Here is a 22,316-nt window from a genome sequence, read left to right as displayed (position 1 = left end):
CTAGTTATATTCAAAATATTTAATACAACATGTTTTTTTCGACGTAAATAAAAATATTACAGGGATGTTACATGATGTTTACTAAACGATTACATTCCTTGAGTATTTTACCGTTTTATGGGTAATATAGTTATATAAACATAAACATTTTGTTTGTGAAGCTATAAACACGTGCTATATACTAGCAAAAAAACCGCATAATTGTTACAAAACGAAAGGGTTGCAAGGAAGAAATTTGCCCTTTTTTACATATGTAACACATCCTTTTTTAGGAAAATACATTCCTATCCGCGTTTTTCTCACACAATTTGACAGCAGTATTTCTAACTTGTAGCTCTTGCAGAGTGAAAAGGTTATACGAAAGGTAAGGCTGTCCATAAGAATTCGAATTGGTGAAGGTGAAAGTAAGAAAATCACCGCAAAATTATAGTTTTCTATCCGATTTTACATATCGGAATTTATGTTATTTACAAAAGCGAAACCTACGAAGGGGGATTTGATGAGGAAACTGACAAAAACATTCATCGTTTCATTAACATTATGTATTGCATTTACAATTTGGGGGATTATTCCCGAATCTATTATTGGAAAAGGTAGTTTAGGAAATGTAACAACCGCAATTCAAACTGCATTAGTTAGTAAGTTCGGCTGGTTTTATATTATTTCCGTTTCTATTATTTTAGGTGTGTCTATCTTTTTAATTGTTTCGAAATACGGTTCTATTCGTTTAGGCAAAGATGATGACGAACCTGATTATAGTTATATGACATGGTTTGCTATGCTATTTAGTGCTGGTATGGGTATCGGGTTAGTTTTCTGGGGCGTTGCCGAACCATTAAACCATTTATACGCACCTCCGTTTGGAGAAGGTGCAACTGAGGAAAGTGCGCGTCTTGCACTGCGTTTTTCATTTTTCCATTGGGGATTACATCCTTGGGGACTATATGCGTTTGTAGCGTTATGTATTGCTTACTTTACCTTTAGAAAAGGAAAAGCAAGTACGATTAGTGCGACAGTAGGTCCGTTATTTAAGGGCGGGGAACACGGGCGTATTGCTCATTCATTTGATGTGTTAGCTGTTTTTGCAACTGTGTTTGGTGTTGCAACGTCATTAGGTCTCGGTGCAAAACAAATTGCGGGTGGTGTTAGTTATTTAACATCTATCCCGAACTCATTAACGACACAGTTAGTTATTATTGCAATCGTAACGGTTCTTTTCATGTTATCTGCACAAACAGGTCTTGATAAGGGAATTAAATATTTAAGTAATACGAATATTATTTTTGCGTTTGCACTTATGATCATTGTATTATTTGCGGGTCCAACAAACTTTATTATGAATTACTTCACTTCAACAATCGGTTCTTATATTCAGGAATTACCAAGCATGAGCTTCCGTTTAAGTCCATTAGACGAAGGTGGAAACCAATGGATTCAATCGTGGACAATTTTCTATTGGGCATGGTGGATTGCATGGTCACCATTCGTAGGTACGTTTATTGCTCGTGTTTCACGAGGCCGTACAATTCGTGAGTTTGTTATCGGTGTGTTACTCGTACCGACCGTAATTGGTGCACTGTGGTTCTCCGTTTTCGGCGGAACAGGTATTCATATGGAGCTGTTTGGTGATGCACATATCTTCGAAAAAGTGAAAGAGATGGGAACAGAAGTAGGATTATTCGCTATGTTCGATCAGATGGGCAGCTTTGGATCAGCTTTATCAGTTTTAGGTATTTTACTTATTGCAACATTCTTTATTACATCTGCAGACTCTGCAACATTCGTTTTAGGGATGTTAACGACACATGGTAGTTTAAACCCACCAAATCGTATTAAAATGATTTGGGGTATCGTTTTAGCCGCGATAGCTTCTACGCTATTATATATTGGCGGATTAGAAGCATTACAAACGGCAGCTATCATTGCAGCATTCCCGTTCGTCTTTGTTATTTTCTTTATGATGGCAGCATTATTTAAAGAGTTACAAAAAGAAGGACGTATGAAGCGTCATTAATAATAGAAGGAAAAGAGCTGATTTCATATCAGCTCTTTTTTTATCCCTCTATTTGCTGAGCAGTAAGAACCCCACCTCAAAATTCAGCAAACGCAAATAAATCGAGCTGCTTGTAAAAGCCCGATTGGTGATGGCTAATGAAAGTTTCACTTTATATAGAAGGAATTTGAAATGCGGGTAGGGGAAATAAAATACTTTACCATATAAGTAGTATGCCTTTTATACGAAGAAAAAACGATAGGTTTCGACAATATTCGATCCCTTGCGAATTCTATTCATATTTTTGACAAAAAATTGTCGGAAATGTGTTGTCACGTTTATATATATGTGCTATATTATTTCCTGTAAGCGATTTCAAATAGTTTTAAAGCGCATTCAAGGGGGACATCTAGAATAATGAAACGTTACGAAAGAAAGTGGAAGCATATTTGTTTGAAACGTGTGGCACATCGTAGTGTCCAAGAAAGCACGGAACCTAAGACTGAAACGCGCAAAGAACAGCAAGAGAAGCAATTGGTTCTACAAAAATAGCAATCACTTTTTCGTATATAAATGAAGGTCGATCGTTCGTTGGGGGATGGACGTGAAATTACTTTCAGCTAAGGGGTATTGTCTGATATATAATTTATACGGCAATAAATAAGCACAGAGCATACGGCGCTCTGTGCTTATTTTTATTATTTATCTTTTTTGAATCGAACTGTTTTATCCCAGCCAATGACTTGTTTCTTGCTCTTTGCACGTAAGTATAAGATTAAGCTACGAATAAATAAGTACGTAAAGAGCTGTGCGTACGTAAAGTACATAATAACGCTAATAAAAATATTAGTCGGTGTAAAGGTTCGTTCGACACTCTGGGCACTAAATAATTGAGAAACATATGTAATATATGCGACATACCACATAAATAGTAGCGGAATGCTATATTGAATTTGGAATATCCCGAGTAGCCCAATTACAAACCAAACGTTCGAAATGATTAGGAATAGCCAAAATACAACATACACTAGAACTTGTTGTAAGGAATGAACAAGCAGCTTTCCTTTAAAGAAACTTAATGATGAGAACATTTTTTCTAAAATATATAAATTTCCCTGGAGCCAACGTGTACGTTGTTTAATAAGAATTTTTAAATGCTCTGGTTCTTGTTCCCAAGTAACTGATTCTGGGACGATTGGTAAGAGATAACCTTTTTGTGTAATTCGTAATGTTAATTCAGCATCTTCTGCAATTGCGTAAGGGTCATAGCCACCAAGCTCTTCTAGTGCGGAGCGACGAAGAAGCATGTTTGTTCCTGTCAGCGAGCCCGTTTGGAATAGTAACCAGCGTCCAGATTGCATAAGGAGCTGGAAGATTTGGAATTCTAGCGAAATCATTCGCGTTAACCAGTTTCTTTTTTCGTTTACTGTACGAACGTGTCCAACAGCTCCAACAGCATCTTCAGTTGTTTCAGCGTGTTCTACAAGCATTCGCAGTGCGTGTGGTTCAGGTTGGTTATCTGCATCGTAAACACAGAAGTACTCACCATCTGAAATACTAAGCCCATAGTTTAGTACACGTGATTTACCCTTCGGTTCACCGGGAGGAACACGAATATGACGAATATGAGCATAAGCTTTGTCGAAATCATCTCCGATTTCAGGTGTTTCATCTTGAGAGTTATCATTTAATAAATAAATAGTTAGCTTTCCTGGATATTCAATCTTTGCCATCGCCTCTAAAGTATCTTTAATAACGACGCCTTCATTATGGGCAGGTATGAAAATATCGACGCTCGGATAATGTTCTAGCGTACGATCTTTTCGTTTACTATTTCGGTGAATTAAGCCCGCGATTGTTAAGAAAGAGTAGTAAACGAGTAAGCCAGAGAATAGAAAGGCCGTAAAAATAAGTACATATTTAATTGAAAATGTGATACTAATCCAAAAAACGAGTACGCAAAACAGAAGGAATAAAAGAAGTATAACGAGAGTCATCATAACAGTGTCTGTCCTTTGTTTCCAATTTGCTCGCGTGAAATTTTTATATCTTTGATTGCTTCAGCAGCAAGCCATTGCTCCATTTTTGGTTTTAGGCGGTTCATTACAATGTCAGCACCAGCTTCATTTGTGTTTTGTAATAAAATAACTAGCGTATTATTATCATATTCAGCAGCAAGGTCAAAATCATTCCTTACCGTTTCAACTAATAAAGAAGCTACACGGTCCATAACACTTTCCTTTGTATATTTACTAAAGGAAGTGAAATCAAAGTAAACAATAATGCCTGTTTCATTACGACGATTCATTGCAGTCGTTAATAACGCTTGGCGTCTCTCGAATTCTTGTCTTGTTAGTAATTTGGATTCTCCAATATATTGTTCCAATGTTCTCACACGCTCAGTTAAAGCTTTATTTTCATGAATCACTTTTTTCAATAGGTGAGTTGTTATATATACAATGAAGAAGTTAGCTGCCATCAGGAAGTGGGTAATCATATATTGCCATTGATCTGATGTACTCCATAAGTGAAGCCATGCTTGATAGAACAAATAAAATACGGAAATAATGGTTCCTAGTATGAAGAAAATAAATGCTGTTTTGTCAGCTAAAAATAAGAATAGTACATTTACGATTACGTATATTAGTGTAAAAATGAGAGCATGCTCATATTTCGTCACATGTACAGTAGTAAAATAAAATACAATTTGTAAAATCCACATAGAGAGGATTTTATAGAACTTATCTTTCACAAAACTTTCCTCCTTAAAGCTATTTCATCAATAGATACTTGTAGTATGCGCAATTATTAAGAAATTGACCATGTCGTTAAACTCTTTTGAAGGGTAACAACAAGTAGTATCTCTATTTTCATAAGAAAAATAAAAAGACTTAAACATTATTGTATCATAATGTGCCTATATTTAGGATAAATTGATTAATAGATACATAAAAGACGTTTGGATTGCATGAAAAAAGTCTCCTCTTGTAGAAAGAGAAGACTCTATATAAGTTTATAGGAACATCATACCTGCAACTGCTGCGTTTAAGAAGTTCGCTAATGTACCAGCGATAACTGCTTTAATCCCTAATTGTGCAATTTGTTTACGGCGAGTAGGAGCTAACGTTCCTGTTACACCTAATTGAATTGCGATAGAAGAGAAGTTTGCAAATCCACAGATTGCAAATGTTAAAATTAGATTTGTTTTGTCAGAGAACTCTGCCATGTGTGGTCCTAAGTTTGCGTATGCAACGAATTCGTTGATTGCAAGTTTTTGACCGATAAAGCTTGCTGCTTGTATCGCTTCACCAGGAGAAACCCCGATTAAGATTGCGAAGGGTGATAATAAGTAACCAAAGATTAAATCAAGACTAAGTTTAATATCGAACAGAGAACCAACCCATCCTAATAATCCATTTAATAAAGCGATTAATGCGATGAAAGCCATTAACATTGCTGCTACGTTAATAACAAGTTGCATACCTTCAGATGCGCCGCGTGCAGCTGCATCAATAACATTTGCGTCTTCACGTTCTGTAGAAAGTTCAACGTTATTATCTACTTTTTCTGTCTCTGGCATGATTAGTTTCGCAATTAATAAGCTCGATGGAGCCGCCATAATTGCAGCTGCTAATAAGTGCTCTAACGGAATACCCATTGCTGCATAACCGACAAGAACGGATCCAGCAACAGCTGTCATACCGCTTACCATAATAGTGAAGAATTCACTATTTGTTAAGCGTGCTAAGTAAGGTTTAATTAAAATTGGAGCTTCAGTTTGTCCTAAAAATACAGTCGTTACTGAGTTTAGGCTTTCTGCTTTAGAAGTTCCAAGAAGTTTACTTAATGCACCACCAACGATGCTAACAAATTTCTGCATAATACCGAAATAATATAAGATTGCTACTAATGAACTAATAAATACGATTGGAAGTAGTGCTTGAATAAAGAATACAAATCCCCAAGGTCCCTTTGCGTTGACTAAATCCCCAGTAACGAACTTAATTCCCTCGTAAGAAAAATTAATTAATCCTTGAACACCGTCAGCAGCGTGTTTTAAACCTGCTTTACCAGCGTCCCATCGTAATACGATAAATGAAAATGACATTTGTAATGCTAGCGCAATTAAAATTGTGCGCCAATTAATAGCTTTGCGGTTGGAAGATAGTAAGAAAGCAATTGCTAATACTCCAATCACGCCGCCAATTCCCCATAAAAGATTCATGCAGTGTATGCTCCTTCCTCATAGTAAAAACAGTGTATAAACCAGTTGTCTATACGTTTGCGAATATAACATCTTTAGTAACTTATCATAATGGACATCGGAGGTCAAACGTCTAATGAAAAGTTTAAATAAAAAGAAAATTCTTCAAAAAAACACATATAAAATAAATAGACATGAAATAGGTTATGTTTTTTATGAAAATATATACATTATGATAACGTTATGCATTGTTTTTGTAGAATAAAGTGTATGAAATGGAAGAATGGATACATTATTTTTGTAGAGAGAAGGTAGGAGAAAGGGAGTAATATGTTGAACTCATAGCAAAAAAGCCTTCTAGTAAACTAGAAGGCTTTGAAACTATTAATTAAGGTGCTTTCGTGTATCCTAAGAAGTGGCTCTTCCAATAAGAGTTACTTAATGAAGCGATTGCTACACCTTTATCTCCAGCTTGGATAAATGATCCGCCCCCAAGGTAAATACCCATGTGAGAAGGACCAGATTTATAAGTGTTTTGGAAATAAATTAAGTCACCAGGTTGTGGACTTGAAGTTTGTGGTAGGCTACTCCAATATCCTGCAACACTTTGGCGGCTAATGTTATGACCAAATTTCTTAAATACGTGGTAGATGTAGCCACTGCAGTCTACGCCGTTAGCAGAAGTTCCGCCCCAAACGTACGGTACACCTTGCATTGATTTTGCATATGCAAGTACGGAAGAACTGTCGCCGCTATTGTTGCCTGTATTATTATTGTTGCTATTGTTTTGATTGTTATTTTGGTTATTGTTAGGCTTATTATCTACTGCGCCTCCAACTGGTGTTTTAGATAGGTAACGTGTTCCGATATAACCAGTTTGACCGTTGTAGTTAATTTTGCTCCATCCAGAGTTTTCAGAGATTACTTGAACCTTCTGACCTTGTGGAAGTGCGCCTATGATTCTGTAATTTGTACCTTCGCCGCTACGTACATTTAGTGCAGAAGCATTAATGTAGTAGTCGCCAATTGCACCTTGGTTAGGTTTTTCAGGTTGTTTTGGTTGCTCAGGAGTAGTAGTGCCACCTTTAACGAATTTTACAAATTCGCTACTAACAAAGCCTGTTTTTCCTTGGTAATTTACTTTAAACCAACCGTTTTCAGATCCAACTACGTTTAATGTTGTACCATTTAAAACGCCACCAATTACACTATGGTAAGCGGCAGGGCCTGTACGAACACGTAGAGATGTAGCGTTAACCACGTAAGAACCACCAGTTTGAATAGTTCCATTATTATTGTTTTGCTCTTGTTTGTTGCCTTCTGTAACGTTTTCGTTAGAACCGCCTTTTGTTACATAGTCTTTGCTTACATAAGCAGTTTGTCCTGCGTAATTGATTTTGAACCAATCTTGAACTTCTCCAACAACTTGTACTACTTGTCCTTTTGTAACAGAACCTACAGTTGTGTGAGAAGTGCTAGGACCTGTACGAACGCGAAGGGAAGATACATTTACTGTATAGTTTCCGCTTGCTGGTTTTACTTCTTGGTTGTTATTATTCGTATTGTTGTTTGAAGAACCTGCATTAGAAGAAACGCCAGATACGAATTCGCCACTTACATAACCTACTTGTCCATTATGGTTAATTTTCACCCAACCATTTTCTTGTCCAATTACGTTTAATGTTTGTCCTGCATATACACGTCCAGAAACAGAACTAGAAGTGTTAGGAGCTGTACGTACACGTAATACATCAGCAGTAACTTTATTGTTTCCACCTGTGCTTACATTGTTGTTTGCTGCTCCACTTTTTGATACAAATTCGCCACTAACAAAGCCTGTTTTTCCGTTAATGTTAATTTTGAACCAACCATTTTCTTCGCCAATCACGTTTAGTGATTGACCGTTATAAACACGTGAGATGATGTCGTGAGAAGTACTTGATCCCGCACGAACATGTAAGACGCTCGCGTTTACCGTATAAGATGAGTTGTTTGACGCAGAAGCTTGGACAGTTGTAGCAGCTTTTTGTGTATTTTGTTCAGGTGCAGCTTGAACACTATCAAGTGTAGGTGCTGCTCCTCCTGCTACAGACACTGCCGCAAGACCGGCAAGATACTTTTTCATAATTTGTCGATTCCTTTCTGTCTGTAATGTAGTGAAGAAATATTTACCAACTGTTAAAAATTCTAAAGAGCATGTCGATTACTGTCAAGACTTATATAGGAATCTGAATATGACAAAAAGATTACAAGAAAAAAATCAAGGCATAAAATTGCACCTTGATTTCCATTTAAATGCATATATTGAATATGAAAGGACAGAAATTATTCGTGTTTAAGAAGATGCCATATTGGATTGTAATAAGATTTGATTAAAAGATTTTTGCAGTTTTTTGGTGATAGGCCCAACTTGCCCATCTTGAATCGCGGTCCCATCAAGGTGGGTCATTGGTAAAATTTCAATCGTTGTGCCTGTAAAAAAGCATTCATCTGCTTGATAAACGTCACGAACGCTGAAAAGTTCTTCCTGCACAGGAATGTGAAGAGTATTCGCTAAAGAAAGGACATATTGACGAATAATGCCATTTAAAATAAGGTGATTGGCTGGATGTGTGTAAAGCGTTCCGTTTTTAATTAAAAAGAAGTTGGAATGGCTTCCTTCCGTTACAATACCGTTCCTTACGAGAAGTGCCTCTTTACAGCCTTTCCGTTCAGCTTTCGTAGCAGCTAGTACGTTTGGTAATAAATTTAATGATTTAATGTCACAGCGTAGCCATCGAGTATCGGGTTCTGATATAGCGCGTATACCATATTCAATCCATAAAGCTGGTCGTTCTTTTTTTGTAATATAGGCATAAATTGTCGGAGGGTTGTCATATGAAAATACATGTGTGCGAGCTTGTACACCACGAGATACTTGCAAATAAATGGTGCCATCTTCGTGGAAATGGTTTCGTTCAATTAATTTGTAAAGTAAAGTGATGAGCTCAGCTTTTGAGAAAGGGAGCGATAATTCTACTTCTTCCATGGATCGATATAATCTCGTTATGTGCGGATCTAATAAATGAAAGTTCCCTTTATATAGGCGAATAACCTCATAGACACCATCTCCGAACTGCGAACCTCTCTCTTCAAGTTCTATGTACGTTTGTTGTTTTGTTGTATCAATAACTTCATCATTCCAAAGTACAAATTTTTCGTATGCCAATTTCCGTCCCATCCTTTCGTAAGTACGTAAGTAACGTGAAACTTTCATTCATGCGAGATAAAAATCACTATAGTAATTTTTATGTGAGCAATTCTCTACATATGACCATATATGTATTTGTAAATCATAGAGAAATAAGGATGATCTACCCCGCATTAACGGCAGTAAAGCCCCTACTTACAAATTCGGGTAGAGCAAAGAAGTGAAGTGGGCGAATCACTGCCCGTAAATGCCCGATTGATGAGGGCTGATTAAAGTTTCACTTTACAGCATTTTGTATATACAAATTCGAAAATAAGAAATGAGAATCCTGCTTTTAAATAAAAAAAAGCAACATTCTTATGGAATGCTGCACAAGGAGGGTAGCTACCTTTCATAGGGACATTGTCTCGTTGAATGCTTTGTGTATGGAAACAAAACAAGTTGAAAGACAATTATAAGAAAGTAGAAACAAAAGATTTACACATTTCTTTAAGGGATCTTACGAAAGATGAGAGATAAGAAATATGTAGAACCTCGTTTACATATTTTATTATAGAGATTCTTCATTAACACTATGTGAATATTTGGTAAAGGTTATGTAATTTTAAAGTTAATGAATATAAGTAGTTGTATGGAAGAAAATAAAAAAGAGGCTGAGATTACTCAGCGCTCTTCTTTTCTTCTTTAATAACTGTTTTTACTTCACCAGTTTTGATCTTATTACTTTCAGAGAAGCGAAGTAAGTCACCTTCAATGATTTTATCAGACATGTTCAATTCATTTTGGGCACGATCAATTAGTGGCTGGGATTCTTCTTTCGGTAATTGTACAACTTCGCCAGTAGCACGGTCATAGAATGTACTGTTTGTGTACATGTATTTATCTGTAACGAAGCTACCGTCACGAAGAACAACGAATCCTTTATTATCAGGTGAGAATACATCATGACCGAATCGAACGTCATTTGTAGAATCTACACCAAGTAAGTTTAGAATAGTTGGTTTAATGTCAATTTCACCAGTTGGTTTCGAAATTGTTTTACCTTCTTTTTGACCTGGAACGTGAATAAACATCGGTGTTTTTTGTAAGTTCATATGGTCAAATGCAGTGATTTCTTCTTTTCCTAAGAACTGTGCCATTGCACGGTTATGGTTTTCAGAAATACCGTAGTGGTCACCGTAGAATACGATTACTGAGTTGTCGTAAATACCTTCTGCTTTTAGACGCTCAATAAAGTGTTTCATTGCTTCGTCTAAGTAACGAGCAGTTACCATGTAACGGTCAAATACTCCATCACCAGAATTGTATTCATCGATTAATTTTGTACTGTCATCGTAAGTGAATGGGTAATGATTCGTTAAAGTAAGGAAGCGAGTATAGAATGGTTGCTTCACTTGTTTTAGCATATCAATAGATTGATCGAAGTACTCGATATCTTTTAATCCCCAGTTTAATTTTGTTTCTGGCGTAATCTTGTAGTCAAGCTCGTTGTAGTAACGATCATAACCAAGTGCTGGATACATAATGTTACGGTTCCAGAATGTTGCGTTGTTTGCGTGGAATACCGACGTGTGATACCCTTGCTGACGTAAAATTTCTGGAGTTGCTGTATATTCATTGTTACCGTGTGTGAAGAATACAGCACCGCGGTCTAGTGGATATAACGAAGTATCTACTAGGAATTCAGCATCAGATGTTTTACCTTGACCAGTTTGATGGAAGAAGTTATCAAAGTAATAACTTTCTTTCGTAAATTGGTTTAAGAATGGTGTAACTTCTTGTCCATTAACTGTTGCACCAATTAAGAATGTTTGTAATGACTCAAGAGAGACAACAATTACGTTTTTCCCTTTTGCAGTACCGAACATATTTGGATCTGGTTTACTTTGTGTTGTTTTTACGTAGTTTTCTGTTTCTTGTAATTTACTACCGTCAGCGAACGCTTTTTGTGAACTTGATTTTGCTTGTAAGCCAAGATCGTATACTTGATGTACATATAATCCTAAGTTTTTAACAAGCATAACGCGGTCGAATGAACGTGTTAATAGTTCTGGGCGTTCAGCTTCTGCAAGTCCTAAGTTTGCGAAGAAAATAGCAACTGTTGATACGAAGTATAGAGAACGCATCGGGCGTGCTACACGCTCTGTAGGTGCAAAGTTCTTCATTTTCTTTAATAGAACGAAGAAAACGATAATGTCTGCAAATGCAAGAATAATTTTGTAGTTAAATAATTCTTTCACACTAGAACCTAAACTTCCGAAGTTAGATGTTTGTCCTAGCACCGGTAATGTAACGAAGTCATTGTAGAATCCGTAGAACATTACGTTACCAACAAGAACGATTGTTAAGACAAAATTAATTCCAAGTGCTATATAGTTACGTTTTTTCCCTTTTGCAAATAATGCAAGACCAACAAGCAGTAATGATGCTGCTAATGGGCTAAGGAATAAAATGAATTCTTGCATGAAAGATTCAAGTTTTAAATCAAAGCTTGTGCGTGTAATAAGGTAAGTTTTCAGCCATAAGGCTAAAGCTACGAATACAGTGAAACGCACATTTTGAAATTGTGATTTCAAGGTTTCTTTCATTCATTTCCACCCTTTCTCTATCAGGCTTGGTCGATTTTGGAGCGAAAAATGCTAAAATAAAAAATACATAGTTTTCTTGGCCATAATTAAAGGTTCTATATTCACCCATATACGACTATAACTATGCATACCCTTTTGGTTTCTTTTGTTGCTCATAAGCATAACGTCATTTCTGTATTATACAACAAAATTCATTTCTGAGAAACACTATAACATTTTACATTTTTTGTATAAGATTTGTCACTACCAGAGAAAACTTTAACATTCGTTTATATGTCCGTCAACTAGAAAATATAACAAAGGTAGAGCAGAATGTTAAGTGGAAGTGAAAATTTTCTTTGTTGAGAAATAAGAAATGAATATGGGTAAGGGTTATCTAGAAATCTATTATATGAAGGAAATAGTGTGAAAATTAACGAACACTTGTTCTTTTTTGGTTTGTTTGTTACAATAAAAGTTCATTGATAGGTTTTGTGTAATTTCCATGAACTTTTACTGATAACATATTGTAGCTTATTTCTTTTTAAAAATAGGGAGGCTTTTTACATGAAACAAAAATTTTCAGTTGAAGCGTTTTGGAAGAAAGTAAAACATGTTGCAAAGCAAGCAGGGCAATCGGTCATTTATGCAAGTTTATTACTGTTTTACGTTTTGCAAAGACCCGATGTTCCAAAACGAGTGAAAATTATTGTAATTGGAGCACTTGCTTATTTTATTGCACCGATTGATGCGATTCCAGATTTCATTGCTGGAATTGGCTATACGGATGATTTGGGGGCGTTAACGGCCGCACTAATACAGGTGTCGTTATACGTCAATGAAGATGTGAAAGATAAGGCACGAGTGAAGTTGGCAGAATGGTTTGGTTCGGATATAGACACAACATTTATCGATCAGAAATTAGGTCAATAGGTGAAACCTGTCATAAGGTGACAGGACGAACGTAAGCGAGGAAGTGCATTATGCCATCAGGAAGAACGCATACGAAAATAAACTTAATATCCCTTCCGGTTGTTTTGTTTTTGCTCTTTTCGTATGGATTAACAAATTTTGATTTTTTATTAACTTTTGCGATTGGTTTTTTAGTAGGTACTTCATTTTTAACACCAGATTTAGATACGTACAGTAATGCTTATAACAAATGGGGTTTCTTACGTATATTTTGGTATCCTTATAAGAAAGTAATGCCGCATCGATCTTTCTTTACACATACGATTATACTTGGTGATGTAATTCGTATTGCGTACATGTTAATCGTCTTTTCTCCATTTTTGTTACTATTAAATGTAATCGCACTGGATGGTAATTTAATAGAAATTGCGAAGAAGCATGAGGTTGAAATTGTAACGTTCTTAATGGGAATTGTTGTGGCAAGTACGCTCCACATTATAGCGGATAAAGTGAATACGCGCCGAAAGAAAATGATGAGAAAAAAGAAGAAACGCAGAAGATAAAGTGAACGAATTAGGAAAAGGGCCCCTTGCAAATTGCAAGGGGCCCTTTTTAAACAAACATTTGTTTAAAATTAAGCTTTCAGCACTTTAATTCCTTTTACAATGTTCCAGATGAAGTAGTATAAGCTGATGATTCCGCAAATAGCTAAGACAATCATTGATCCAATTCCAAGTGTTACATCTGGTTGATCAGATCCAAGACCCATAATTCCTAGAATAGTTACGCCAATGAATGTAGCGATACTTGGAATGATGTGTGTCCATAGAGCACGTTTTGCATGTGGTTTTGTTTCAGCGTCTCCCACGATCCAAACGATAATAGGGAATAAGATAGGGGCAAATAGTACACTAAAGTATGATAACGCAGCTAATATTTTATTTCCGTTCATATATATCACCTCATGAATAATTTCTGTTGTTATACTATTATTATGCAATAATTTTGGCAAACTTCCTATCGATGAACATTACAAGAACGTGACGATTTTGTAAGATTTTCTGTTAAATAATAAAATTTTCAAAAAAATCTTTTTTAATAGAAATTGTTATGGTACAGTATAAATGAAAGTTGTTGAAAACGTTTTCTTAAACGTTTTTTTATTTTAGGCTTAAAGGTATGATGACCTGATAGTCTATTGATGAGGTTATTCTATTTAAAAGGGGATTCTTTAGGGGGAGAGAACAATGAACACATGGACACAAGTTTATGATCCATTCGGAAACATTTGGATTTCGGCAGCGGTCGCACTTATTCCGATTATCTTTTTTTTCTTAGCTTTAGCAGTTTTCCGCATGAAGGGGTATGTGGCAGGATTTATTACAGTTGTACTTACAGTTTTAGTAGCGTTATTCGCTTATAAAATGCCGTTCACGATGGCAATGGCAGCAACCGGGTACGGTTTTTTGTATGGGTTATGGCCAATTGCTTGGATTATCATTATGTCCGTATTTTTATATAAAATTTCTGTGAAAACAGGTCAATTTGATGTGATTCGTGCATCGGTATTATCGATTACGAACGATCATCGTCTACTCGTTATTTTAATTGGATTTTCATTTGGAGCATTTTTAGAAGGAGCGGCAGGATTTGGGGCACCAGTAGCGATTACAGCAGCGCTTCTTGCGGGTCTTGGGTTAAATCCTTTATACGCAGCAGGTCTTTGTTTGATTGCAAATACTGCACCAGTGGCGTTCGGAGCGATGGGAATTCCGATTACAGTTGCTGGACAAGTAACAGGTATTGATCCACATAAAATTGGACAAATGGCTGGGCATCAATTACCGTTCCTATCATTATTTGTTCCATTCTTTATCGTATTTTTAATGGATGGATTTAAAGGTATAAAACAAACGTGGCCTGCGTTACTTGTAGCGGGTAGTTCATTTGCGATTACGCAGTTCATTACAGCGACATTTTTAGGGCCGGAACTTCCGGATATTACATCGGCACTTGTAAGTTTAATTAGTTTATCGCTGTTCTTAAAAGTTTGGCAGCCGAAAGAAACTTATCAATCTGGGCAAGCAAATAGTGAAGTAGCAGCAACAACGACAGTAGCATCGATGCCCAAATTAACGTTTGGAAAAGTAGTGAAGGCATGGTCCCCATTTATCGTATTAACGGTTATGGTAGTCATTTGGAGCCAAAGTTTCTTTAAGGCATTATTCGCTCCAGGAGGGGCTTTAGAAAGTCTTGTATTTAAGTTTGAAATTCCAGGTCTGCATAATCTAGTAATGAAAGCAGAGCCAATTGTAAATAAACCAACGCCTTACGAGGCAATTCTGAAGTTTGATGTATTATCGGCAACTGGAACAGCGATTTTAATTGCTTGTATCATTTCCATGTTTATTTTGAAAATGAATGTAAAAGATGCAGCAGTGACATTTAAAGAAACGTTAAGCGAATTAAAAATGCCAATTCTATCTATCGGATTTGTACTAGGGTTTGCATTTATCGCAAACTATTCTGGTCTATCTTCTACGTTAGCGTTAGCATTAGCCGGAACTGGCGGACTATTCCCGTTCTTCTCGCCATTCTTAGGCTGGATTGGCGTATTCCTAACAGGGTCTGATACGTCTGCGAATGCACTGTTCTCAAATTTACAAGCCATTACAGCGCAGCAAGTCGGCGTATCTGAAGTGCTTCTTGTTGCAGCAAATACAACAGGCGGTGTAACAGGGAAAATGATTTCCCCGCAGTCGATTGCGATCGCTTGTGCGGCGGTTGGTCTTGCTGGAAAAGAATCGGATTTGTTCCGTTTTACATTGAAGCATAGCTTATTCTTCGTAATTATTGTTGGTATTATGACGTATGTGCAGGCGTATTATTTAACGTGGATGATTCCGTAAAGAGCAAAAGAAATAAACTTTTCATTTTTCAGATTATCGTGTATGATGGGAAAGTATTGAAAATTAAATCAGTGATAAACTAGGGGTGCCTAACGTATGCGTAGGCTGAGAGAGAAGCGCGTGAACTTCTTAACCCTTTGGACCTGATCTGGCTCGTACCAGCGTAGGGAAGTTAACGGCTTTACATAATGATGTCTTTATGAGCCAGGTCCTTATTTTTTTATGGACCTGGCTCTTTTTATTTTGGCATGCGCTGGCCATATCTTGTCCTTGTCACGAACAGGGGGGCAACAAAATTTATGAAACAATCTGTTTCAGCTGAGCAAATTGAATTGAAGTCGAGTTTACCAGGGAGTAAGAAAGTATATGTGGATGGACCACGAGAAGGTATGAAAGTGCCGATGCGTGAGATTGAACAAAGCGAAACGAATGGCGTTCCAAATCCACCAATCCGTGTGTATGATACGAGCGGTCCTTATACAGATCCTGCGTATAAGGTCGAGTTGGAAAAAGGAATTCCGACGCCGCGCCATTCTTGGATTATGGGGCGTGGTGATGTAGAAGCATACGAAGGGCGTGAAGTGAAACCAGAGGATGACGGTGTGAAAGTAGCTTCGAAGCATACACCTGTTTTCCCGCAAATGGATCGCCAGCCACTTAGAGCAAAGCAAGGTGCAAATGTTACGCAAATGCACTATGCACGTAATGGCATTATTACGTCTGAGATGGAATACGTTGCGATTCGTGAAGGGGTAGAGCCGGAGTTTGTTCGTAAGGAAATCGCAGAAGGCCGCGCTATTTTACCAGCGAATATTAATCATCCAGAAGCTGAACCGATGATCATCGGGCGTAATTTTCATGTGAAGGTAAACGCGAATATCGGAAACTCAGCTGTATCTTCTTCGATTGCAGAAGAAGTAGAGAAGATGACATGGGCAACGCGCTGGGGTGCGGATACGATTATGGATTTATCTACAGGTAAAAATATTCATACGACGCGTGAGTGGATTATTCGTAACGCGCCTGTACCAGTTGGAACTGTACCGATCTATCAAGCGCTGGAAAAAGTAAACGGAATTGCAGAAGATTTAACGTGGGAAGTATATCGTGATACGTTAATTGAGCAGGCGGAGCAAGGCGTTGATTACTTTACGATTCACGCTGGTGTATTGCTTCGTTATATTCCAATCACGGCAAAGCGTACGACAGGTATCGTTTCGCGCGGTGGTTCGATTATGGCGCAGTGGTGTTTATTCCATCATAAAGAAAACTTCCTATATACTCACTTTGAAGAGATTTGTGAAATTATGAAGCAGTACGATGTTTCGTTCTCTCTTGGAGATGGATTACGTCCAGGGTCTATTGCAGATGCAAATGACGAAGCACAGTTTTCTGAGCTTGAAACACTTGGTGAATTAACAAAAATTGCTTGGAAACATGATGTGCAAGTTATGATTGAAGGACCTGGACACGTACCGATGCACTTAATTAAAGAGAATATGGAGAAAGAGCTTGATATTTGTCAGGGCGCGCCGTTTTACACACTTGGGCCACTAACGACAGATATTGCACCAGGTTATGACCATATTACATCTGCAATTGGAGCTGCGATGATTGGCTGGTTTGGAACAGCGATGCTTTGTTATGTAACGCCGAAAGAACATTTAGGTTTGCCAAACAAAGATGATGTACGCACGGGTGTTATTACGTACAAAATTGCAGCGCATGCGGCTGATCTTGCGAAAGGACATAAAACGGCTCATCAGCGTGATGATGCACTTTCAAAAGCACGCTTCGAATTCCGTTGGCGCGATCAATTTAATTTATCTTTAGATCCTGAACGTGCGATGGAATATCATGATGAAACGTTGCCTGCAGAAGGGGCAAAGACAGCTCACTTCTGTTCAATGTGTGGACCGAAGTTTTGTAGTATGAGAATTTCACATGATATTCGTGAATATGCAAAAGAAAATGATTTAGAAACGACAGAAGCAATTGAAAAAGGAATGAAAGAGAAAGCAGAAGAATTTAAAGAAGCTGGTAGTCATTTATATCAATAACATGTTACACCTCTTTACTTGATTGATCACACTGTAGTACCTAACTTTATTATAGAAGAAGCCCCATTTGCTAAGACGGTAGCAAATGGGGCTTCTGTTGTTTATAAGGCGAAGAAGAGATGTACCCAGTAGAATAAGAGGAATAGTGTGACGACTGTTGTGAGCGGGATAACGATAAGGGATACACTTAAATAGTCTTTCCATTTTACTTTAATTTTGTTTTGTTTCAGAATATACATCCAAATGAGTGAAGCTAGCGTACCAATTGGTAGTAATAGTGAACCGATGTCACTACCAATGATGTTTGCAAGATAGATAGTTTTTAATGTGACTGGATCTAGTCCCATTTCTGTTAATGTGATTGTACCAATCATAAGGGCAGGATGGTTATTGAAGACGTTAGAGAGGATGGATACAAGTCCGCCCATTGCAAAGCTAGCATAGAGTAGATGCTGATTCACAACTGGCTCGAGCCATTGTACAAGTGCAGCTGTTAATCCTGCGTTGTGTAGTCCGTAAATAATGACGTACATAGAGAAGGCGAAAATTAAAATGTGCCACGGTGTCTTTTTCAAAATGTCGACAGGATTTGTTCGTAAGTAGTACCATCTCCAAATGAGCAGAACGAGTGAACCAAGTACCGCAACGATTTCAATTGGGATGGATAAGAAGGATGCAACGAATAGAAGACAGCGCATAAGGAAGACGAAACCTAATACTTTTAACATGAATCTTGTCCGTTTTTGTTTCGTATCAACAGAATTATTTCCTTTTAATGGATGGAAGTTTTTCGTGAAGAAAATTTCTTCAATATCATATGAAGAAACAGGTAATTTTTTCGGAAGTTTTTTCTTCAAAACTGTATACATGAGCCATGACATAAATAATAAGCCTAATGTTGCAGGTACAAACATCATAGCAGTATGCATATAAAGAGTCATATGGACGATGTTTAATGCAATTAAATTTACGATATTACTTACACCAATTGGTGCACTAGATGCCGTAGCGATTAAAGCACCACTTAATAAATAAGGAATTTGTTGATGTGGTTTTAATTGAAGGTTTTTTAGAAGAAGAATTAAAATGGGAGTTGTAATTAAAATACTACCGTCGTTATTAAATAAAAGAGTCATAAGAAAACATAATAATTGAATATACCAGTATAGACGGCGTCCAGAACCTTTCGCTAGATTTGCCAGTTTCGCTGCGGACCAATGGAAGAAGCCGAAGCTTTCTAATATAACTGCCATAACAATAGTTGCTAATATTGTTATGGAAGCACCGCCAATTTTACTTATAATATCCATGATGTCTGGTTTTGATACAAGTCCAGTAATTATGATGATACCAGCTCCGATTGCTGCTGGCCATGCCTCATTTAAGCCGCGAGGTCGCCAAAAGATAACGATCATCGTTAAGAAAAATACAATAATAGTAATCCATATTTCAATGCTCATATTTTGCCTACCTTTCTATTTTCCCTTGAACAGATGTAGCTTGTCTCAAGTTTATATTGGTAGTATATTCAGCAAAAAATAAGAAGAACTAGACGTATAACGAGATGAACCGAATATGTGTTTTTCATGCTAAAGGACAAGTGTCACGAATAGTGAAATAACTATTATGAGAGGAGTCTATAAATTATTGGGCAGTAAGATAGTAAATGAAATTTATATGGGCGATTATTGAGATATATTGGCGCAAGTTAAAATATATCAGCGATTATTGAGATATATCGGCGCAAGTTAAAATATATCAGCGATTATTGAAATATATCGGCGCAACTCAAAATATATCAGCGATTTTTAAAATATATCGACTTATCGACAAAACACGACAAAAGGAGTCTATCCCAAAATGCCTTTTGGAACAGACTCCAATGCTATATTATTTTTCCTTCAAAAAAGTACGATCCTTCAAGAATAAGTTCCAGAAGAAAATAAATCCTGGTAATAAAATTGCAATCCCAATTGCGTATAGAATGAGCAGTGCATAGAACGTTTCTTTCGTTGTAAAGCTTGTAAATACAGTTACGTCAGGATAAATAATATACGGTAAATGCGCGACCCCGTAAGCATAGCTTGCAAATGCATATTGAGCGACGACAGCTAAAACGGCAATGCGAGGGTATCCTAGTGTATTGTACTTTTTGTTTGTCCACCAAAGGGACGAGTATCCGATAACGAATAAAACAATAGAAACTGTAAACCACGGGAATTGCTTTATTAATCCTTGCATAACCCAATGTGTTTCTGGATCCATTACAACGAGGGCAATAATTGCCGTAACGAGCGTTGCAGGACCAAGGATGATAGCATTTCTTCTATAAATTCTATACGTATCTTCTGAACTTTGTTCTCTCGAAAAATCAGCAAGAAAGAGAGAGGAGAGAAATAGTTCAGAAGTTAGTCCGAAGAGCATATAACAGTAGATAACTGGGCTAGAAAGAAGTTTTCCATATAGGAGTACTTCCTTTCCTTCAGACATTGTAATATAGGCTCCCTCTGTAACGGGTAAAACGGTAATTAATAGTGCTGGAATTAATAGACCAGTAATACCTGAAATAACCCGAAGAAGGTATTGGTATTTTGGCAAGGAGTAAGCAAATACCATAAATGTACTACGTACTGCAATGAGCACTAAAATTAACATAACTGGTACGAACATTACTGTCGCAAGAGTAAAGGCCGCTTTCGGAAAGAAGCCGAGAAATGCGACAACGACGAAAACGAGAAACGTATTTGTTACTTCCCAAGTTGGTGATAAGTACCGATTCGCAAGTTTAGCAGCGAGCGTCGGATGTTTTGCGTATACCATGCCCCAAAAACCAGCGCCAAAATCAATGGACCCTAGTATACTGTATACGAAAATAAGGGCCCATAAGATGATGATTGCAATACTTTCCTCATACATGAGAATCGCCTCCTTGGTGTTGTAAATCATTCTTTAATGGATGTCTTCTAAAGAATGTCCGTAGAACAATGACTGTTAAAATAGCGAGTCCAATATACAAAATGATGAACAAAACAAATAAAGGACCGACGAAATCAGCGCGTGTAGATGCATCGACGGTACGTTGCATACCATAAATTGTCCATGGTTGACGACCGCTACAACTGAAAATCCATCCGAATTCAATACCGAGCATCATAATTGGTCCGCATGCGGCAGCCCCCCAAAGTAGCCACTTCGGTAGTTCTGTTCCCTTTTTTCGGTACACGAAATACCAATATAAGAGTGCAATTGTTGCAACAGCAAAGGTAAACGCAGCAGTTCCTACCATTAAGTTGAATAGTGTATGTGTATAAAATGGTGGCCATGTTTCTTGTGGGAATTCGTTTAGTCCTTTTACGACAGTGCTAGGGTCTAGTCCCACTAATAAGCTAAGCATGTTTGGAATTTCAAGTGCATAGTTTAGTTCAAGTGTATTAGGATCCACAACTCCGCCAATGGATAGCGGTGCGTGTGATGTCGTTTCAAATAAAGCTTCAGCAGATGCAAGTTTTTCAGGTGAGTGTTTATGTAAGGCAATCGCTGATTCATGTCCTGAAAGCCACATCGTAGCGCCTGTAATAAATGTAACGACAAGCCCTAATAGCAGCCCTTTTTTATGATAAGCAATTTCACGTGTACTTAAATTTTTCTTCAATAATTTAAATCCAGCAATAGAAGCAATGACAGCCGCACCGGTTGCATAAGCCGTAATAACGACATGAAATGCACTTGTGCCAAAACTTGGATTAAAGAAAGCTTTCCACGGATCAACGTTAAAAACAGATCCATCTGGATTCATTGAAAAGCCTGCTGGTGTATTCATCCATGTATTTGCTGATGTAATAAGCACGGCGGATGCCGTGGCACCAAGCATGACGAAAAATAGCGAGATTAATCTCATAAATGGAGGAAGTTTATCAGCTGCATATACGTAAATCGACATGAATAAAGCCTCCAAAAAGAAGGCGAAAATCTCAATTTGGAAGGGAACAGAAATAACTTGCCCAACAATTTTGGCGAAACCAGGCCAAAGAAGTGAGATTTGCACACCAACAATTGTTCCAGTTGGAATTGCTACACCGAGAAGAATAGCAAACGCCTTTGTCCATCTTTTCGCCATAATGGCATAGTCGGAGTCTTTCTTCCAGTGATAGAGTATTTCGCTTATAAAAATCATCAATGAAAGTCCGACGCCAAGTGTTGCAAAAATAATGTGGAATGCTAATGAAGAACCAAAAAATGCTCTTGCTAATGTTACCGTATCCATATGTAAACTCCTCTTCTTTTTGCCATTATTTTCTGATTGAATTGGAAGATTTATTCAAAAAAACTACCAAAAATATATATGTATTTAAAAAGTGAATATGATAATATAATGTTGTAATATTTTGAATAGAAAGAAATAAATAGTTTCTCATGTTTTGTTTGTTTTTTTTACAGGAATCTTTTATAATCTTTTATGCGAACATAAGTTCTATTTTTAG

General features: G+C 37.2%; 15 protein-coding genes and 1 riboswitch. Of the genes, 5 read left to right on the top strand and 10 right to left on the bottom strand.

The annotated features are described in order from the left end of the window. Positions 1-499: 499 nt before the first annotated feature. Complete coding sequence (opuD, locus tag ES895_RS13185) at positions 500-2,014, top strand: glycine betaine transporter OpuD (protein WP_001230117.1); 1,515 nt, start codon at positions 500-502, stop codon at positions 2,012-2,014. A gap of 677 nt (positions 2,015-2,691) precedes the next feature. Here the strand turns inward: opuD and ES895_RS13180 are convergent. From ES895_RS13180 to ES895_RS13150, 6 genes are all read right to left on the bottom strand, one after another. After that, complete coding sequence (locus ES895_RS13180) at positions 2,692-3,993, bottom strand: glycosyltransferase family 2 protein (RefSeq protein ID WP_000988751.1); 1,302 nt, start codon at positions 3,991-3,993, stop codon at positions 2,692-2,694. Continuing rightward, a complete protein-coding gene (locus tag ES895_RS13175) occupies positions 3,990-4,745 on the bottom strand; it encodes a nucleotidyl cyclase domain-containing protein (RefSeq protein ID WP_000653224.1) in 756 nt (251 codons plus the stop codon). Before ES895_RS13175 ends, ES895_RS13180 begins: the two co-directional genes overlap by 4 nt. Positions 4,746-5,006: 261 nt before the next feature. Then, positions 5,007-6,218: a NupC/NupG family nucleoside CNT transporter gene (locus ES895_RS13170; RefSeq protein ID WP_001051029.1), complete on the bottom strand. Its 1,212-nt coding sequence runs from the start codon at positions 6,216-6,218 to the stop codon at positions 5,007-5,009. A 367-nt stretch (positions 6,219-6,585) separates the two neighbouring features. Then, a complete protein-coding gene (locus ES895_RS13165; RefSeq protein WP_000760267.1) occupies positions 6,586-8,322 on the bottom strand; it encodes a C40 family peptidase in 1,737 nt (578 codons plus the stop codon). A 210-nt stretch (positions 8,323-8,532) separates the two neighbouring features. After that, entirely contained in the window at positions 8,533-9,417 is an 885-nt protein-coding gene (locus ES895_RS13155) for a D-amino-acid transaminase (protein ID WP_074595267.1), read from the bottom strand. Positions 9,418-10,046: 629 nt separating this feature from the next. Continuing rightward, on the bottom strand, positions 10,047-11,975 hold the full coding sequence (locus ES895_RS13150) for an LTA synthase family protein (RefSeq protein ID WP_000665358.1): 1,929 nt from the start codon (positions 11,973-11,975) through the stop codon (positions 10,047-10,049). A 546-nt stretch (positions 11,976-12,521) separates the two neighbouring features. Between ES895_RS13150 and ES895_RS13140 the strand changes: the two genes are divergently transcribed. Together ES895_RS13140 and ES895_RS13135 are read left to right on the top strand one after the other, a co-directional pair. Further along, positions 12,522-12,887, top strand: coding sequence for a YkvA family protein (locus ES895_RS13140; RefSeq protein WP_000810369.1), 366 nt, complete (start codon positions 12,522-12,524; stop codon positions 12,885-12,887). A 50-nt stretch (positions 12,888-12,937) separates the two neighbouring features. After that, a complete protein-coding gene (locus ES895_RS13135) occupies positions 12,938-13,429 on the top strand; it encodes a metal-binding protein (protein ID WP_001139060.1) in 492 nt (163 codons plus the stop codon). Between the two features lie 71 nt (positions 13,430-13,500). Here ES895_RS13135 and ES895_RS13130 read toward each other — a convergent pair whose 3' ends face one another. Next, positions 13,501-13,818, bottom strand: coding sequence for a magnetosome magnetite crystal formation protein family (locus tag ES895_RS13130; protein WP_001014099.1), 318 nt, complete (start codon positions 13,816-13,818; stop codon positions 13,501-13,503). 295 nt (positions 13,819-14,113) lie between these two features. Between ES895_RS13130 and lldP the strand changes: the two genes are divergently transcribed. Further along, positions 14,114-15,775, top strand: a complete 1,662-nt coding sequence (gene lldP / locus ES895_RS13125) for an L-lactate permease (protein ID WP_135238395.1) — start codon at positions 14,114-14,116, stop codon at positions 15,773-15,775. A 71-nt stretch (positions 15,776-15,846) separates the two neighbouring features. Then, positions 15,847-15,962, top strand: a riboswitch (TPP riboswitch). Between the two features lie 112 nt (positions 15,963-16,074). Next, positions 16,075-17,835 (top strand): phosphomethylpyrimidine synthase ThiC, encoded by a 1,761-nt coding sequence (gene thiC, locus ES895_RS13120; protein WP_000814479.1) that lies wholly within the window; start codon positions 16,075-16,077, stop codon positions 17,833-17,835. Between the two features lie 101 nt (positions 17,836-17,936). Here the strand turns inward: thiC and ES895_RS13115 are convergent, their stop codons facing one another. The 3 genes from ES895_RS13115 to cydA all read right to left on the bottom strand — a co-directional run bounded on the left by ES895_RS13115 (position 17,937) and on the right by cydA (position 22,099). Further along, positions 17,937-19,295 (bottom strand): arsenic transporter, encoded by a 1,359-nt coding sequence (locus tag ES895_RS13115; RefSeq protein WP_000021120.1) that lies wholly within the window; start codon positions 19,293-19,295, stop codon positions 17,937-17,939. Positions 19,296-19,725: 430 nt separating this feature from the next. Then, positions 19,726-20,751, bottom strand: coding sequence for a cytochrome d ubiquinol oxidase subunit II (locus tag ES895_RS13110; protein ID WP_000272788.1), 1,026 nt, complete (start codon positions 20,749-20,751; stop codon positions 19,726-19,728). Further along, positions 20,744-22,099: a cytochrome ubiquinol oxidase subunit I gene (gene cydA, locus ES895_RS13105; RefSeq protein ID WP_000381987.1), complete on the bottom strand. Its 1,356-nt coding sequence runs from the start codon at positions 22,097-22,099 to the stop codon at positions 20,744-20,746. Before cydA ends, ES895_RS13110 begins: the two co-directional genes overlap by 8 nt. Positions 22,100-22,316 lie beyond the last annotated feature (217 nt).

This window comes from Bacillus sp. 007/AIA-02/001 (genome assembly GCF_004634455.1).
GTDB lineage: Bacteria > Bacillota > Bacilli > Bacillales > Bacillaceae_G > Bacillus_A > Bacillus_A cereus.
This window is presented reverse-complemented; position numbering and strand designations above follow the sequence as displayed.